Origin of the sequence: Bacillus sp. MMSF_3328, from assembly GCF_030733525.1 — a bacterium.
GTDB lineage: Bacteria > Bacillota > Bacilli > Bacillales > Cytobacillaceae > Bacillus_AB > Bacillus_AB infantis.
Genome location: NZ_JASHIV010000010.1, coordinates 111,114 through 127,977, shown reverse-complemented (window position 1 = coordinate 127,977; position 16,864 = coordinate 111,114). Strand labels below are relative to the sequence as shown.

Sequence of the window (16,864 nt, the reverse complement as noted above, 5' to 3'; positions counted from 1 at the left end):
AGCGCCAGAAGGATTTAATGGATTATTGCTGTAGATTGCCTTATAATCTTCTCAAAACCAGCTAGAAATTATGGAGAATTCTGCACCACATATACTATTTAGCAGCTTTAAAGCAAAAAAACTCTTCGTAAAGGAAGTAGCCATGACACTACAACAGCTAAAATACGTAATCGAAGTAGCCAGAAGCCGTTCGATTAACAAAGCGGCACAAAGGCTGTTTATCAGCCAGCCCAGCCTTTCGAATGCACTGAAAGAGCTGGAAGAGGAAGTGGGAATCACGATTTTTTCGCGGTCCAATAAGGGGATTATCATCACTCCTGAAGGATCAGAGTTTCTTGGCTATGCCAGGCAGGTGGTTGAGCAGGCGGAGCTTCTTGAAAACCGTTATACGAATGCACGGTCCCCGCAGCAGCACTTTTCTGTTTCTGCCCAGCACTATGCCTTTGCGGTCAGTGCGTTTGTCCGCCTGTTAAAAGAATATGATCCGGAGGAATATGAATTCAGCCTGCGGGAAACGAAGACCTATGAAATCATTGACGATGTGAAGAATCTGCGCAGTGAGATCGGGATTTTGTATGTGAATGAATTCAATAGAAATGTGATATATAAGTTTCTGAGGGAAGGAAGTCTGGAGTTTCATGAGCTGTTTGAGGCAGATCCCCATATTTTTATCAGCTCCACAAATCCGCTTGCAGAAAGGGATTATGTCACTTTATCTGATTTGGATCCGTATCCATATCTCTCTTATGAGCAGGGAGACTATAATTCCTTCTATTTTTCCGAGGAGATTCTCAGCACCCTTTCCAGGCCGAAGAATATCCGGGTGACGGATCGGGCCACTCTGTTTAATCTGCTGATCGGGCTGGACGGCTATACCATTTCAACAGGTGTCATTAGCCATAAATTAAACAGCAAGGATATCATAGCCATTCCCTTAAAGGTGGATGAGAAGATTAATGTGGGTTATATCACGCATAAAAATGTGACCAACAGCCCGCTTGCGAATATTTATATTCAATATTTAAAAGAAAGCATAAAAGAAGAGCTTGGCGGGTTATAGCTTTAAGCTATAACAAAGCATAGCGACATTGTGTTACGTTATAAGAACTTCCCTGTGCTACACTTACTTTAATGAAAACAAGCCAAGTTCCAGGGCAGCATTTTTATAAGCCTTGGATATATGGGGAGAGGGAGTTCATTATGACTAAGACACTTGTTAAAGCTCCATTCAGAGCAGATCATGTAGGAAGCTTATTGCGCCCGGAGAGGATCCATAAGAGCAGGAAGGAGTTCCAGGAAGGCACGATTTCAGCCCAGGAGCTGCATGCTATTGAGACAGAAGAAATCAAGAAGATTGTGGACAAGCAAATTGAGGTCGGCCTTCAGGCTGTCACCGATGGGGAATTCCGCCGCCGGTTCTGGCATACCGATTTCCTTGAACATTTGAATGGGGTGGAGGGCTATGTGCCGGATCATGGCTTTGCCTTCAAAGGGGAAGAAACGGAAAGATATGATGTGAGGGTCACAGGAAAAATTACGTTTAACCAAGATCATCCGCATATTAAAGACTTTATCGAATTTAAAGAAATTGTCGGTGACCGTGCGATTGCAAAGCAGACCATCCCAAGCCCTAACCAATTATTTAACGCAGGCATCCGCAACCTTGATATCTATCCGGACGTTGAAGATTATGCGAATGATATCATCCAGACTTACAAGGATAGCATCAAAGCCTTCTATGATGCAGGCTGCCGCTACCTTCAATTTGATGATGTGTACATCGCCGGCCTGAATGCACCGGAAATTCCATTCAATGACAGCGGCTATTCACGTGAGGAATTAATCAGCCTGGCATTAAGAGTTGTGAACGGTGTGCTGGAGGATAAGCCGGAGGATCTGACTGTAACCACTCACCTTTGCCGCGGGAATTACCGCTCTAAATGGGCATTCGAAGGCAGCTATGCCAAGATTGCACCTGTATTGTTTGCAAAAGAGAAGGTGAACGGATTTTTCCTGGAATACGATGATGACCGTTCCGGCGATTTCGGTCCTCTGGAGTTCGTTCCAAATGGCGGCCCGCTGGTGGTGCTGGGTGTATTCACGTCCAAGCATGGCACTTTGGAAGACAAGGAGAACATTAAAGCACGTGTAGAAGAAGCAACCAAATATCTGCCGCTGGAGCAATTATGCATCAGCCCTCAATGCGGATTCGCTTCTACCCATCACGGCAATATCCTGACAGAGGAAGAGCAGTGGGCTAAGCTGAAGTATATTGTAGATATTTCTAAGGAAATTTGGGGATAAAATATTTAGCGAACAGCTTATGGATGCTGTTCGCTTTTTTTCGTACCGATTATAAAAAGGACATCCCCATTCCACAATCACTAACATTCAAACAGGCCTCCCCATCATACACTGTCATGGAGGTGAGATATATGCCACGAGTGAATTACCGAAGTGCCGACGTGGATCTGATGGCCAGGATGATGCGGGCAGAGGCTGAAGGGGAAGGCAAGCAGGGGATGCTGTATGTGGGAAATGTGATTGTGAACCGTCTTTTAGCCAATTGTTTGGATTTTAAGGATTTGAGATCTGTTCGGGATGTCATCTTTCAGGTGCAGGGCGGAAATTATTCTTTTGAAGCCGTTCAAAAGGGCAATGTGTTTTATCAAAGGGCAAGGGAAGCGGAGAGAAGATTAGCCAAGCAGAACCTTGATTATTGGAGACAGCATCCGGGGAAGTATGCTCTCTGGTATTTTAATCCGTATGCCCCTTGTCCTCCCACTTGGTATGATCAGCCTTTTGCCGGCCAGTTCAAGAATCATTGTTATTATGAACCGAAGGCAGGGACTTGTGAGGCTGTTTATTCCGGGTGATATTTTCCACGTTTTTTAAATTTAATAAACAACTGTGACATAAAACACACTGCCATAAGTTTAGCCAAGGTAGTGTGTTTTTTCTGTTGTATTAAATATAAACCGCTTTATATTTTCTGAAAAATAAAAAAATAACAAAAAAATCACTTTACAAAATTTTTCGCCGTGTTATTATTATTTAAAAAAGTTACAAAAAATGATATAGTGGTTCTATAATAGAACCAAAAAAGGTTGTGAAATTGAATGAGTTCTAAGACAGTAAATAAAGCACTGGAGATTCTTAGTGCATTTTCTCTTGATACCCCCGCATGGGGATTAAGAGAATTATCCAGGCATTTAAATATGAGCCACACAATCGTACATCGCATTTTGAGCACATTTGAGGAACAGGGTTTTATTGTTAATAATCCAGAAACTCATAAATATGAGCTTGGGATCAAATTTATTGAGCTTGGCAATGTGGTGGAGGAAAACATAAAAATTTCTGAAATGATCCAGCCAATTATGAAGAGGCTAGCTTTGGAGACGGGAGAAAGTGTTGTCTTGACAATACTTGATGACAGTCAGGGTTTATTTGTCAAAATTGTTGAAAGTGAACAAAGTGTCAGGTTTTCTGAATCGGTGGGAAAAAGAAGTCCTTTATACATAGGTGCTTCGCATAAAGTAATTCTTGCCTATCTTCCGGTTGAGAGCCAATACGAAATTATAGAAAAAGGCGTTAAGGCAGGAGCAAGGCAGATTGGCAGCAGGGAGTCCTTTCTTCATACGATGGAAAGCATCAAGGAGCAGGGTTGGTTTTATACATCAGGTGAAACCTTTGAGGAAGTGGCTGCAATAGCAGTTCCCTTATTCGATAATAAAAGGCAGATAATCGGATCCCTATCAGTTGCAGGGCCGAGCTATCGTTTGTCAGAAGATAAGGCAGACAGCATCTTCCAAATTATGAGGGAGCATGTCACGAATATGGAATCTATTTTCAGCAAGATCTTCTTCCCTTCTAAAAGGAACAGCATCATTAAACAATTAACTTGATTGAAAGGAGAGATATCTTGGATAAGATTCTAGAAGTAAAGGATCTTGTTACTGGCTACCAAGGGAAGAATGGATATGTACGGGCTGTCGATGGTGTTTCGTTTAACATGTTTCCTGGAGAAACCATTTGCATCGTCGGTGAGTCAGGCAGTGGTAAGAGTGTAACTTCCATGAGTATCATGCGCCTTGTGGAGTATGAAAACGGAGAAATCCTGAATGGGCAAATAAAATTTTATGGAGAAGAGCTGACACAGAAAAGCAATGAAGAAATGAGAAAAATCAGAGGTTCAAAAATCGCTATGATCTTCCAGGAACCACTTACCGCACTTAATCCCGTGTTCACTATAGGGAGACAAATAACGGAAGCAATCCTTTTCCATCAGCCAGTAAGTAAAAACGCAGCACTGGAGAAAGCCGAAGAATTAATAAGGCTTGTAGGTATTTCGGATCCAAAGGCAAGGTTAAAACAATATTCCCATGAATTGTCCGGCGGGATGAGGCAAAGGGTCATGATTGCTATTGCGCTGGCTTCTGAACCTGAGCTATTAATAGCAGATGAACCGACTACAGCCTTGGATGTTACTATAGAAGCGCAAATCCTTGAGCTTCTTAGGAAGTTGAGAAAAGAAAGAAATATGTCCATATTGCTAATCACACATGATATTGGAGTAGCGGCTGAAATGGCAAACCGGATCATCATTATGTATGCCGGAAAAATAATGGAAATCTCTGAAACAAAGGAGTTATTTAATCAGCCGCTTCATCCCTATTCAAAAGGACTGCTCGACTCTGTACCAAAAATGGACGGGGCTCGGGGTGTCCAATTGTACTCAATCAAAGGTTCGATTCCTAGCCTGAATGAAATTCCTCCTGGCTGCAGGTTTGCACCGAGATGCCCTTTTGCTACAGAAAAATGCCATCATGAGGAGCCTGAGCTAGAAAACAGAAGTGGAAGGCAGGTTGCCTGCTGGCACACAGACTATCTGATTGAAAATAAATTGCTTAATGGAGCCGAAGAAGGAGGTGTTAAAATTGGAACCCCGCAATAACGGCAAGGAACTTATTCGAATCGAAAATCTAAAAAAACATTTTAACATTAAAGGTGGTGGTTATTTCAGCAAAAACAAAAAGATCCTAAAGGCAGTTGATGACGTATCCTTAAGTATTTTCAAAGGTGAAACCTTAGGTCTTGTGGGAGAATCCGGCTGTGGGAAATCCACACTCGGAAGAAACATTCTTAGACTGCAGGAGCCGACCGATGGCCAAGTGTATTTTAAGGATTCAAATATTCTGCTCTATAAAAATCATGAACTTAGAAAGCTTAGGAGAGAAATGCAGATCATTTATCAGGATCCGTTTGGATCTTTAAATCCAAGGTTTACCATTGGGGAAATCATTGGGGAAATGTATGACATTCATGGAATAGCCAAAGGAAAAGAAAAAGAACAGAAAGTAAAGGAAATGCTTGATATGGTCGGACTTGATTCGAGCAGGATACACAGCTATCCCCATGAATTTTCAGGCGGCCAGCGCCAAAGAGTTGGTATTGCCCGGGCACTTGCATTGAATCCTGAGTTTGTTGTCGCGGACGAACCCGTATCTGCCCTGGATGTTTCTGTTCAATCACAAATTTTAAATCTGTTAATGAAGCTAAAAAAAGAATTAGGCTTGACACTATTATTCATTGCACATGGACTAAACGTCGTCCGACACATATCAGACCGAGTGGGTGTCATGTATCTTGGGAAATTAGTCGAAATTTCAGAGACAGACCAAATTTTTGACAGCCCTGCACACCCCTACACCGCAGCATTGCTATCTACCGTCCCTGAAGCTGATCCGCATCTTAAGAAAGAACGGATTGTTTTAAAAGGAGAGGTCCCGTCCCCAGCTGACCCGCCATCAGGATGCCGCTTTAGAACAAGATGTCCATTAGCAGCAAATAAATGCATCGAAGAAGTTCCTCAACTGCGAGAAGTCAGAGACAGCCATTTTGCCGCTTGTCATTACCCCTTAGAAAACGGTCAAACACTCAAACAAGCAATCCAGTCACTTGACACTGCAAAATCCAGAAGATTCTTAGAGATCTAAAAAGACTAAATTCAGAATATTAAAACAAAAGGAGTATGATTGCATGTCCCAGATAATCAAGCAAGGAAACAAAAAAGTATATAATGGCTATAAATCTTTTCAATATTTAGAGCCAGGTATCGACTACAAAGAGTATAAACTTTCAAAAGAAAATGACCGGGTGGACCCCTTTGTTTATCCGGTTTCACCAGACGAAGAAGAGAAAGTGCAGCAAATTCTTGAAGAAGAATATATTGTTTCTATGCATGAACACACTTTTGTAATGCCTGAGAATCTGCAGGAATTCTATGAATTTAGACGGCAGGGCCGTGATTGGACAGGGTATCAAGCTTTAAGTGTGTCAGGATTGGATGTCATTTTTGAGAATTTCATGGATGGCACTGCAATGATTACATCGCAGGCTGGCTGGAAATGGTCCGATGTAATTCATGACTTAGGAATAAGATTCAGTGATATTGCCCACCAGGATATGGTCATAAAAGCTGAGAGCATCTCCGATCTATACCGCGCGAAGAAGGAAGGCAAGATTGCTTTTGTAGGAGCACTTGAATCTTCAACCATGATCGAGAACGAGCTTGATAGATTAGATGTTCTTTATGGTTTTGGCATACGGACGATGGGGATTGTATATTCAGAAGCAAACCAGCTTGGCGCTGGATTGAGGGAGCCGAATGACGGGGGTCTGACTGTATTTGGGAAACAGGCTGTTCGCCGGATGAATAAACTTGGCATTACTATTGATGTTTCACATGCCGGAGATAAAACTTCCCTAGATACGATTGAAACAAGTGAGAAGCCAGTCACCATTAATCATGCCGGGGCTCGGGCTCTTTGGGATACAAAAAGGCTTAAGCCTGATTCTGTCATAAAGGCCTGCGCAGAAAAAGGCGGAGTAATTGCGATTGAAGCTGCTCCACATTCCACTATTACACATAACCATCCGGAACATAATATCGAGTCTTTTATGGAGCATTTTGAATATACGGCTAATCTAGCAGGAATCGATCATGTTGCATTTGGGCCTGATACTTTATTCGGAGACCACGTAGGAACTCACGATCTCTTATCCGGCCAACTATCCATTAAAAGCGCTCAAATGCCCAACATGAAAAAAGTCGAATATGTGAAGGGGCTTGAAAATCCTGCAGAGTGTTTCCCGAACATCATTAGATGGCTTGTGAAGAAAGGCTACAACAGGGAAGACATTCGCAAAGTTGCTGGAGGCAATATATTTAGAGTCTTGGAAGCTACATGGGCTAAATAATATTTTCTAAGGGGGTTGATGATATGGGAAATAGGAAGTGGAAATCTATATTTATCCTTTTGCTCTCCTTTTTTCTTCTGGCGGGATGCTCCTATGGTGGAGAAAGTGCTTCATCTGGTACCGAAAAAGGAAAAGATACCGACAATTCGGAGAGCGGTCCAAAAAAAGGCGGCAAAGTATCTATTCCCATTGTTGCTGATCCAACGTTTAACCCTTGGCATCCAAACGCTTATGCGGAATCCAATGTGGTAAACAGGGTTTTATTTTCAGGGTTGACTCAGCCAGGAAAAGATTTGTCACCTTCTCCTGATCTAGCGAAGGAATGGGATACATCTGAGGATGGGCTCGAGTGGACATTTCATTTAAGAGACGATGTGCTTTGGCATGATGGAGAAAAATTCACGGCTGAGGATGTTGCTTACACCTTCAATGAAATCGTGCTGAATAAGGAATTAGGCGCTAATAATTCCTCTTACTTTAAAAAGCTGAAAGAAGTACAGGCAGTTGATGACTATACAGTAAAGTTTTTACTTGAAAGCCCGGCAGCAGCTTTGCCGGCATACTTAAGCTTTAATACAGAAATTATTCCGAAGCATATCTTTGAAGGGGAAGACCCCTGGGATTTAACATCTTTCAACAAAGAAAAACCGGTTGGAACTGGTGCGTTCAAATTGAAAAGCTATACCTCCGGGCAAAGTATCGTTTTGGAACGAAATGAAGATTTCTACGGTGATCAAGCGCTTCTGGATGAAGTTGAATATAAGGTTCTGCCAGATGCAAACACTCATGTCGCCCAGATATTAAGCGGCGAATTATCCATCTTTGCTCTTGACGATCTTGCAGCTATTGAAAGGATTGAAAAAGCAGAGGGAGTCAGTGTCAGTGGAAGAGAAACACCCCGTTTTTTCTGGATTATTCTGAACCAGGAATTGGAGAAGTTTCAGGATAAGCGAATAAGGCAGGCTATCCTTCATGGGATAGACCGTCAAAATATTATTGATACAGTCTTAAAGGGGTATGGCACAATCGCGGATGCTGGAATTGCTCCTGCTTTGAAAGATTACTATACAGATGACGTCACAAGATACGAGTATGATCCTGAGAAAGCAAAAGAATTACTTGCAGAAGCAGGCTGGAAAGATACTGATGGCGATGGAAAAGTGGATAAAGAAGGTGAACCTTTATCGATCAGCTTTGATATTGGGGTTCAGGGAGATTTAGAATCGATTTCCCAAATGGTCCAGCAGTACTTAACTAAGATTGGCCTTGATGTAAAGCTGAATGCCATGGAATGGAACACCATGATCCAGGATGTAGTGGTAAATCGAGATTATGAGATGAGCCTGAACTGGTGGAGATACCCGGCAGATCCTGATTTATCGGCCTATATGCATTCTGCTAACATCAAAGGAAATAATATTCCAGCCTATCAAAATGAAGAGTTGGATAAGCTCCTGGATGCCGGTGCAGAGGCAAGTAATGTGGAAGAGCGCAAAAAGATTTATATCGAAGCACAAAAGCTGATGGCAGAGGAGCTGCCTTATATCTTCCTATGGTACCCGCAAGAAGCCCAAGTTCGTATGGACAAACTGAAAGGTGTTCCGGACCTGGCTTTTGGTGATGCACTTCATTATATCCATGAGTGGTACCTTGAGGAATAGGATTCTTGAGAATAGAAGTGTGCATAACTAGCACACTTCTATTCCATATTGAAAGGAGGAGGGGCAAATGCTGCGGTTCTTGATCAATCGCTTTGGGCAAAGTCTTATACTGCTGCTGATAGTAACTCTTATAACGTTCTTTCTGATAAACCTTGCACCAGGTGGACCAGCAAGCACAATGAGGATGGAAGCAACCCAGGAAGAGCGACAGGCAATGGCAGTAAAATTAGGTTTGGATCAGCCGGTCCATATCCGCTATCTCGAATGGATCAAAGATGCTCTGCAGGGTGACTTAGGCATTTCTTTTACATCCAGTGAACCGGTCTTAAAAAGGATAGCAGAACGCCTGCCATATACACTCGAGCTTACATTATTCACCATTATTATTTCCGTAATCCTGGGAATATTGCTTGGGGTGGTATCAGCGATTAAACGGGGAAAAGCTCAAGATCATGTTATCAATTTTATGAGTGTAATAGGGCTTTCAGTGCCGGCGTTTTGGCTTGGCCTTATGTTGATTCTGCTCCTCTCAATCAAGCTTGGATGGCTGCCATCTTCAGGAGTAGGTGCCAGAGGTGCAGATTTTGACTTATGGGGATGGATATCTCATCTGATTATGCCCGTTCTGATTCTGACCACCACTGTCTTGCCAAACATCGTCCGTTTCACCAGATCTTCCATGCTTGAGGTGATTTCCCAGAATTATATTCGCACGGTTCGGGCGAAAGGGGCGAAAGAATCAATTGTTTTATATATTCATGCGTTAAGAAATGCGCTGATTCCGGTTATTACGATAATTGGAGTATTGATCCCAAGACTCTTGAGCGGGGCAGTTATCACAGAAGCTATATTTGGATGGACTGGAATCGGGACACTAATTCTGGAGGCTGCCAGAGGGAGAGATTACCCATTGGTTATGGGGGTAACAGTTGTAATTACATTGATCGTGATTTTAAGTAATCTCATAGTTGACCTTGTCTATTCAAAAGTTGATCCGAGAGTAAGCAATGTATAAAGGTGGAGGTGAAATAAAGTGGAAATATCTACTCAGACTGAGTACACAAAAGCAGCGGGCACAAAGGGAGTAAAAAGAAAGCAAACACTTCTGAGCAGAATATTTCAAAATAAAGTTGCTTTTTTCTCTTTATGGTTTTTGATTATTCTCCATCTGTTTGTTTTCATAGGGCCATTTGTTTGGCCTGTAAACCCTGAGGAATTACAGGAAGCAGGGGCTTTGACAAGCTGGTCCATAATGCATCCCTTTGGTACAGATGACTTGGGGCGTGATGTGTTCTCCCGTATGCTTCATGGTGGTCAGGTGACCCTGCTGGTCGGATTGGCTGCCATGCTATTTGCACTGATAATAGGTACACTTGTCGGTGCGTGTGCAGGTTTTTTCGGAAAGGCTGCAGAAGCAATCCTAATGAGAATAACTGAGGCAATGATGGCTATCCCTAATTTCTTCTTTGTTTTAGTGGCACTTACTGTCCTTGGGACTACGCCTGTCATGGTTGTGGTAGTGATAGCTTTATGCAGCTGGATGGAAATTGCAAGAGTGGTCTATGGGGAGACACTTAAATGGAAGGAATACGAATTTGTTGAAGCAGCAAATGCATCGGGGGCAACTCCTGTAAGGATCCTGACAAAATATATCATACCGCAAATAATCCCATCAATCATTGTTTCAGGTACGTTAACCATCGCTGCTGCAATCTTGACCGAAAGCGCCATCAGTTATTTGGGGCTGGGAATCCAGCCGCCAACACCGACTTGGGGGAACATGCTGCAGAATTCACAGCAATACATTTGGACAGCTCCTGTCCTTGGCATTTTACCCGGGGCCGCGATTACCATAGTAGTACTGGCTTATAATTTTCTTGGAGACGGTCTTCGTGACGCCTTAGATCCAAAATATGTAAAACGATAGGAGGAAAAGGCATATGTATAAGAATATAAACGGAAACGAGTTATATTATGAGGTTCATGGGAACCGGGAAGGCGACCCTATTTTCTTCATTCATGGTGCACCTGGACTGGGGGACTGCAGAGGTGATATCAAAGCCTTTTCCCCGCTTGGAGACAAATATAAATTGATTTTTATGGATATGAGGGGGTCTGGGAGATCAGAGGGGAATCCGCCCTTTACCCATGAGCAATGGACTGCTGATATAGAAGAAATGAGAAAAACGTTGATTGGCGGACCAATAAAAATACTTGGGGGTTCCTACGGTGGATTTCTCGCCCTTGAATATGCAATCCGGTATCCAGAAAATGTAACACATGTGCTTCTGCGGGATACAGCTGCAAATAGTGAATTTGATCATCTATCCGTAAACCAGGCACTTGAAAGTGATCTGCCTGGGATAAACGAAGAGGGAATTCGGCGTTTATTTGATGGAAAAGTCGAGTCAAATAAGGAACTAAAAGAAATGTTCACTGCAATCCAGCCGCTCTACACTGTCGAATTTGATGAGGAAGCAGTAAAAGAAAGAATGGAATCCATCTATTATCGGTATGAAACCCATAATTTTGCGTTTCAGTACAATAAACCAGATTTTAACTTGGTTCCACATCTTCAAAACATAATTGTTCCTACATTGGTGACCGTCGGTAGACATGATTGGATCACCCCTGTCATTTGTTCCGAACTAATTGCAAAAGAAGTTCCAAATTCCCACCTTAAAATATTTGAAAATAGCGGTCATTCTCCGCAACATGAAGAGAATGAGAAATACTTGACACTGGTCAGGGATTTTTTGGAGCAGAATTCCTAATTGGCGTGATTAATTTATTTTTAACTTTTCGAGAGCGTATGAACAAATTCTGCCTCAGCAGAAGCTGTTTATCACGCTTTTTATTTTTTATTATTGATGCGCTGAACTTGTTAACGCTTACTTTTTATTTTAATATAGGAATATAATATATATAAATTTCCAATCCTGATATAATGATAAAAGTACAGAATTTTTGATTTTTCCAGTATAAAGTGAACCTTTGCACTTTTTTCCAAACGAAAAATAATATATAATTATCAGATAATAGTAGATAAATTACCCAATAAATCATTATAATAGAATATGAAAGGGTTTTATTTGAAACGGAAAAGTGAATTTCTAGGTGAAATAGCGCACAATCTTTTTTCACATATAGGAGGCAAAGAACGTATTATGAGCAGCGTACAGAAAGCAACAGACGTAATCTTAATTGGTGCCGGGATCATGAGCGCAACATTGGGTTCTTTTCTGAAGGAGCTTGCTCCTGAGTGGGAGATCAAGGTTTTTGAGAAGCTTGCGGGTGCAGGGGAAGAAAGCTCGAATGAGTGGAATAATGCGGGTACAGGCCATGCTGCCTTGTGCGAGCTGAATTATACGCCAGAGAAGCCGGATGGCTCTATCGATATAAAGAAAGCGATTAATATTAACGAACAATTCCAGCTGTCGCGCCAGTTTTGGTCTTATTTAGTCAAAAAGGACCTTATCCACAATCCTCAGGAATTCATCATGCCTATACCGCATATGAGCCTTGTGGAAGGTGAGAAAAATGTAGAATTCCTGCAAAAACGATTTAAAGCGCTTTCAGGTGTCCCGCTGTTTCAGGGCATGGAATTCTCAAGTGATCCAAGGAAATTGAAGGAATGGATTCCTCTTATCATGGAGGACCGGAAATCAACCGAACCGATCGCCGCCACGAAAATTGATTCCGGTACTGATGTGAACTTCGGTGCTTTGACAAGGATGCTGTTCGACTATTTAAAAAAGCAAAATGTAAAAATGAATTACAAGCATACGGTAAAGGATATCAAGCGCAACAGCCAGGGCTTGTGGGACGTGAAGGTAAAGAATCTTGAGAGCGGTGCTGTGGAACACCATACTGCCAAGTTCGTGTTCATCGGTGGCGGGGGCGGCAGTCTGCCGCTGCTGCAGAAAACCGGGATTCCTGAGTCGAAGCGTATTGGCGGCTTCCCTGTCAGCGGACTTTTCCTTGTCTGCAATAACCCGGAGGTCATTGCCAGGCACCATGCCAAGGTATACGGGAAAGCAAAGGTCGGAGCGCCGCCAATGTCGGTTCCGCATCTTGATACAAGGTATATTGATAACAAGAAGTCCCTGCTGTTCGGGCCTTTTGCCGGATTCTCGCCTAAGTTCCTGAAAACTGGTTCCAATTTCGATCTAATTGGTTCTGTTAAACCGAATAATGTCTTTACCATGCTGGCAGCAGGAATGAAGGAATTCCCTTTGACGAAGTATTTGATCGAGCAGGTACTGCTGTCGCATGAAAAGCGGATCCAGGAACTGCGCGAGTTCATCCCGAATGCCAAGAGCGGTGATTGGGATACAGTAGTTGCCGGCCAGCGTGTTCAGGTCATCAAGGACACAGAAGCAGGCGGCAAAGGAACGCTGCAATTTGGTACAGAGGTTGTAAGTGCCTCTGATGGCTCGGTTGCTGCCTTGCTCGGCGCATCTCCAGGTGCATCAACTGCCGTACAGGTCATGCTTGAAGTGCTAGAGAAATGCTTCCCTGAGCATATGCAGAAATGGCAGCCGAAAATCAAAGAAATGATTCCGTCATTCGGTGTGTCGCTGGCCAGCAATCCAGCACTTTTCCATGAGATCCAGACTTCAACAGCCGAGACACTTGGCTTAAGGAAAAAAGAACTGGTTTCCTAGAAAATTATTATGTCAACTTCAAAATCAACTAGAACCTTTAATCATGATAAGATTAGAGGTTCTTTTTTCTATTTAAATGAGAAGGAAAGTGGGAAGGGAAATGGATTATATAAAAACAATGCGAAAATGGATTGGACACGAAACGCTGTTCACTGTCGGCTGCGGCATGATCATTGAGAACGAGGGAAAAATCCTCCTTCAGCACCGTACAGACGAAGATAATTGGTGCATACCCGGCGGAGTGATGGAGCTGGGCGAAACATTTGAGAAGACAGCTAAAAGAGAAACCTTTGAAGAAACAGGACTTGAGGTTCAGGAGCTTGAGCTGTTCGGGATTTACTCAGGGGAAAAATGCTTTGTTGAATATCCCAATAAAGACAGGGTATTCAGTGTCCAGATTATATTCAAAACCAGCTCTTTCAGCGGGACCTTAAAGCAAACGGGAGACGAAAGCAGGGAGCATCGGTATTTTGAGAAGAACGGCCTGCCAGGCAATTTAAATCCAAGGCAGAAAGAGTTTATTCAAGATTGGGCGGAGGGGAAGAAGACGCCTGTACTGGATTAAAATGAAAGAGTAATCTGTATACAGGCATCCAACTGAAGGAGTATCTGATTTTTAAAAACCCTGCAAAATTGCGGGGCTTTTCTATATGTGCAAGCAATCCGCAGACAGACCCATTAAATCCTGAATAATTTAGTCATCCTTAATTCTTTCTTTAAAATTTCTTTAACATTTCCTCCTATACTGAGTTTTGTTAAGAGAATGATTAGGAGGAAAGATAATGGAAAAATCGATTATGTTCGCTATTGAATCATGGTATGTGCTTGGCCCGCTCTATTTAATGGGGCTTCTGGTCCTGGCGGTCTGGGGAAAGCGTAAAGAAAGGAAGGTGACCATAGCTCAATACGTTGTTTTATTGTCATTTGGAATATACTTGCTTTGCGTGATCCATCTTGTGTTTTTCCCGATAGAGGTGAATATAGGAAAGTATGCGAATCAGACAAAGTGGTATCAGACTGTGAACTTTATACCTGTGCTGACAATTGATATAACGACTTTTATGCTGAATGTACTTATGCTTGTGCCATTCGGGATGTACCTTCCGTTCCTGAACAGGAGAATGGTTTCCTTAAAAGACGCTGCAAAGTTTGGCTTTGCATTGAGTCTTGCTTTTGAATTGGTTCAGCTGCTGATCAGGGTTACGCTTGGAAGCGGCAGAAGCACGGATGTAAATGATCTGCTGGCAAATACAGCAGGAGCAATAGTTGGATTTTTCATAGTGAAAAGCTTGTTCAAGATAAATTTTATTGGCGGTCTGCTGAAGCAGTTTCAGCTGCATGAAAAGAAGGGAGAGTCAGTCATTGACGAGAATATTGATTGTTGATGATGATCAGCATATTACTGAGCTGATTGAGGTGTACTTAAAGAATGAAGGGTATGAGGTCAGTAAAGCTGGCAATGGGGTTGAGGCATTGAACAGCTTCGGCAAAAGCCAGCCGGATTTGATCATTCTGGATATTATGATGCCTGAGATGGACGGGCTGTCTTTTTGCACGCAGGTGAGGAAGAGCAGCCAGGTGCCTATTCTGATGGTGAGTGCAAAGGTAGAGGATATGGACAAAATCGTGGGTCTGATGACTGGTGCCGATGACTATATGAGTAAGCCATTTAATCCGCTTGAGCTCACAGCAAGAGTGAAGGCTCTTCTCAGGAGAGCAAACTACTCCCAGCCAGAAAAGGGCAATGCTGTTCTGCAAATCGGCCCGCTTGCAATCGATAAACAAAAGCATCATGTGCTGGCGGAAGGAAATAGCATAAAACTGACTTCCATTGAGTTTGAGATCCTTTATCTGCTGGCAAGAAACCAGGGCCGTGTTTTTTCTTCTGAAGAAATATTTGAAAGTGTATGGAATGAACCAGGTGAAGGGTCCAATAAGACAGTTATGGTCCATATAAGCAATCTGCGCGAAAAGCTTGAAGCAGCTTTACCAGGCGAAAAAATCATTCACACGGTATGGGGAGTGGGGTATAAAATTGAAAGATAATCTTAAGCATATCCTCAGGTTCATTCCAAAATGGAAGATTGCGATCTATATCATCCTCTCTTTCTTCCTTGCACTGGCTGTTGCCGCCCTCCTATTGCCGGCTGTCTGGTATATCGAGGACAATTCGAGATTTGCTGAAAGCCTGCTGTTCCTTTTATCTTACGGAAGGTCATTGGTGCTTCTCGTTTTTTATGCAATCCTCATGATAGGGTTCCTGCTGCTTTTTTACCTGTACGAAAGAAAAAGGTACCTCAGCTATTATGTGAAAAAGCTGACAGAAGAGGTGCAGCAGCTGGCTTTTGAAAAGGGCTCAGCTGTATTATCCGGCAATGGCGAATTCAGCAGGCTGGCTGAAGGGATTCAGGAGATCTTCACTAAGTCGGAGCAGGCTATTGTAGAAGTAAGAAAAGCAGAACAGCTGAAAAATGAGCTGGTGACAAATGTGGCCCATGATCTGCGCTCTCCGCTCACTTCAATCATCGGCTATTTAAATTTAATCAATGAAGACCGGTATCAGGATGAGGTGGAGCTGCGCCATTATATTCAAGTCATCACTGATAAGACAGCAGGTTTGCATTCCTTGATAGAAGACATTTTCGAATACACATACATGCAGAACCAGCAGGCACTCTCTGAAAAGCATCCGATCGATTTGGAGGAATTGATGAATCAGCTTGCGGTTCAATCCCGTGTGCAGCTGGAGGGCGCCGGGATGGAGTGGAGGCAGTTCCTTGAAGGAGATGAAACCCCTATTGTACTAGGGGATGGAGGGAAGCTGATCCGGGTCTTTGAGAACCTGATCCAAAACGCTGTCCGGTATGGCAGAGAAGGAAAGTATCTGGATATCATCCTTGGAGGCACAGGCCATAATGTCGAGATACAGGTTGCCAATTATGGGCCTGCCATCCCGGGGGCTGAACTGCCTCATATTTTTGAGAGGTTTTTCCGGGTAGAAAAATCCAGATCGCATTTTACTGGAGGGTCCGGGCTTGGTTTGGCTATAACAAAGAGCATCATTGAGCTGCATGGAGGAACAATTGAAGCAAAGAGCAGCCCGGGAAGGACAGCTTTTATCATCAGACTGCCAAGAGGATATAGTGATGAACGGCAAAGAACCTAATTAATTTCAGCTCCCGGCCAGTATAAAGTAGTTGGTAGGGAGAAAAATTTGAAAGGCCATATTACTTAACAGACCAAATCGCTTATGATTTGGTCTTGCAATTCCCT

The 16,864-nt window shown here is 42.9% G+C and carries 16 protein-coding genes; all 16 read left to right on the top strand.

Annotation, left to right across the window (positions count from 1 at the left end; genetic code table 11):
- The first annotated feature begins 142 nt into the window (after nucleotides 1-142).
- The 16 genes from RBB45_RS16650 to RBB45_RS16575 all read left to right on the top strand — a co-directional run bounded on the left by RBB45_RS16650 (nucleotide 143) and on the right by RBB45_RS16575 (nucleotide 16,757).
- Nucleotides 143-1,060 (top strand): LysR family transcriptional regulator, encoded by a 918-nt coding sequence (locus RBB45_RS16650; protein ID WP_101547562.1) that lies wholly within the window; start codon nucleotides 143-145, stop codon nucleotides 1,058-1,060.
- A 140-nt stretch (nucleotides 1,061-1,200) separates the two neighbouring features.
- Nucleotides 1,201-2,304: a 5-methyltetrahydropteroyltriglutamate--homocysteine S-methyltransferase gene (locus RBB45_RS16645; protein ID WP_129612328.1), complete on the top strand. Its 1,104-nt coding sequence runs from the start codon at nucleotides 1,201-1,203 to the stop codon at nucleotides 2,302-2,304.
- 131 nt (nucleotides 2,305-2,435) lie between these two features.
- Nucleotides 2,436-2,876 (top strand): cell wall hydrolase, encoded by a 441-nt coding sequence (locus RBB45_RS16640; RefSeq protein WP_022543758.1) that lies wholly within the window; start codon nucleotides 2,436-2,438, stop codon nucleotides 2,874-2,876.
- A gap of 243 nt (nucleotides 2,877-3,119) precedes the next feature.
- Nucleotides 3,120-3,908: an IclR family transcriptional regulator gene (locus tag RBB45_RS16635; protein WP_224951744.1), complete on the top strand. Its 789-nt coding sequence runs from the start codon at nucleotides 3,120-3,122 to the stop codon at nucleotides 3,906-3,908.
- Nucleotides 3,909-3,925: 17 nt separating this feature from the next.
- Complete coding sequence (locus RBB45_RS16630) at nucleotides 3,926-4,957, top strand: ABC transporter ATP-binding protein (RefSeq protein WP_306009978.1); 1,032 nt, start codon at nucleotides 3,926-3,928, stop codon at nucleotides 4,955-4,957.
- Complete coding sequence (locus RBB45_RS16625; protein ID WP_224951748.1) at nucleotides 4,914-5,999, top strand: ABC transporter ATP-binding protein; 1,086 nt, start codon at nucleotides 4,914-4,916, stop codon at nucleotides 5,997-5,999. Before RBB45_RS16630 ends, RBB45_RS16625 begins: the two co-directional genes overlap by 44 nt.
- Nucleotides 6,000-6,042: 43 nt before the next feature.
- Nucleotides 6,043-7,263, top strand: coding sequence for a dipeptidase (locus RBB45_RS16620; protein WP_224951750.1), 1,221 nt, complete (start codon nucleotides 6,043-6,045; stop codon nucleotides 7,261-7,263).
- A 23-nt stretch (nucleotides 7,264-7,286) separates the two neighbouring features.
- Nucleotides 7,287-8,924 (top strand): ABC transporter substrate-binding protein, encoded by a 1,638-nt coding sequence (locus RBB45_RS16615; RefSeq protein WP_306009977.1) that lies wholly within the window; start codon nucleotides 7,287-7,289, stop codon nucleotides 8,922-8,924.
- Between the two features lie 67 nt (nucleotides 8,925-8,991).
- Entirely contained in the window at nucleotides 8,992-9,939 is a 948-nt protein-coding gene (locus RBB45_RS16610; protein ID WP_224951754.1) for an ABC transporter permease, read from the top strand.
- An 18-nt stretch (nucleotides 9,940-9,957) separates the two neighbouring features.
- Entirely contained in the window at nucleotides 9,958-10,851 is an 894-nt protein-coding gene (locus RBB45_RS16605; RefSeq protein WP_224951756.1) for an ABC transporter permease, read from the top strand.
- Nucleotides 10,852-10,864: 13 nt separating this feature from the next.
- A complete protein-coding gene (locus tag RBB45_RS16600; RefSeq protein WP_224951758.1) occupies nucleotides 10,865-11,698 on the top strand; it encodes an alpha/beta fold hydrolase in 834 nt (277 codons plus the stop codon).
- A gap of 303 nt (nucleotides 11,699-12,001) precedes the next feature.
- Nucleotides 12,002-13,591, top strand: a complete 1,590-nt coding sequence (locus RBB45_RS16595; protein WP_263625680.1) for a malate:quinone oxidoreductase — start codon at nucleotides 12,002-12,004, stop codon at nucleotides 13,589-13,591.
- A gap of 100 nt (nucleotides 13,592-13,691) precedes the next feature.
- A complete protein-coding gene (locus RBB45_RS16590; RefSeq protein ID WP_187445454.1) occupies nucleotides 13,692-14,156 on the top strand; it encodes an NUDIX hydrolase in 465 nt (154 codons plus the stop codon).
- Nucleotides 14,157-14,373: 217 nt separating this feature from the next.
- Entirely contained in the window at nucleotides 14,374-14,976 is a 603-nt protein-coding gene (locus tag RBB45_RS16585) for a VanZ family protein (RefSeq protein ID WP_224951762.1), read from the top strand.
- Nucleotides 14,954-15,637, top strand: coding sequence for a response regulator transcription factor (locus tag RBB45_RS16580; protein WP_306009976.1), 684 nt, complete (start codon nucleotides 14,954-14,956; stop codon nucleotides 15,635-15,637). Before RBB45_RS16585 ends, RBB45_RS16580 begins: the two co-directional genes overlap by 23 nt.
- Nucleotides 15,627-16,757: a sensor histidine kinase gene (locus RBB45_RS16575; RefSeq protein ID WP_224951764.1), complete on the top strand. Its 1,131-nt coding sequence runs from the start codon at nucleotides 15,627-15,629 to the stop codon at nucleotides 16,755-16,757. The genes RBB45_RS16580 and RBB45_RS16575 overlap by 11 nt, the downstream gene beginning before the upstream one ends.
- Nucleotides 16,758-16,864: the final 107 nt, after the last annotated feature.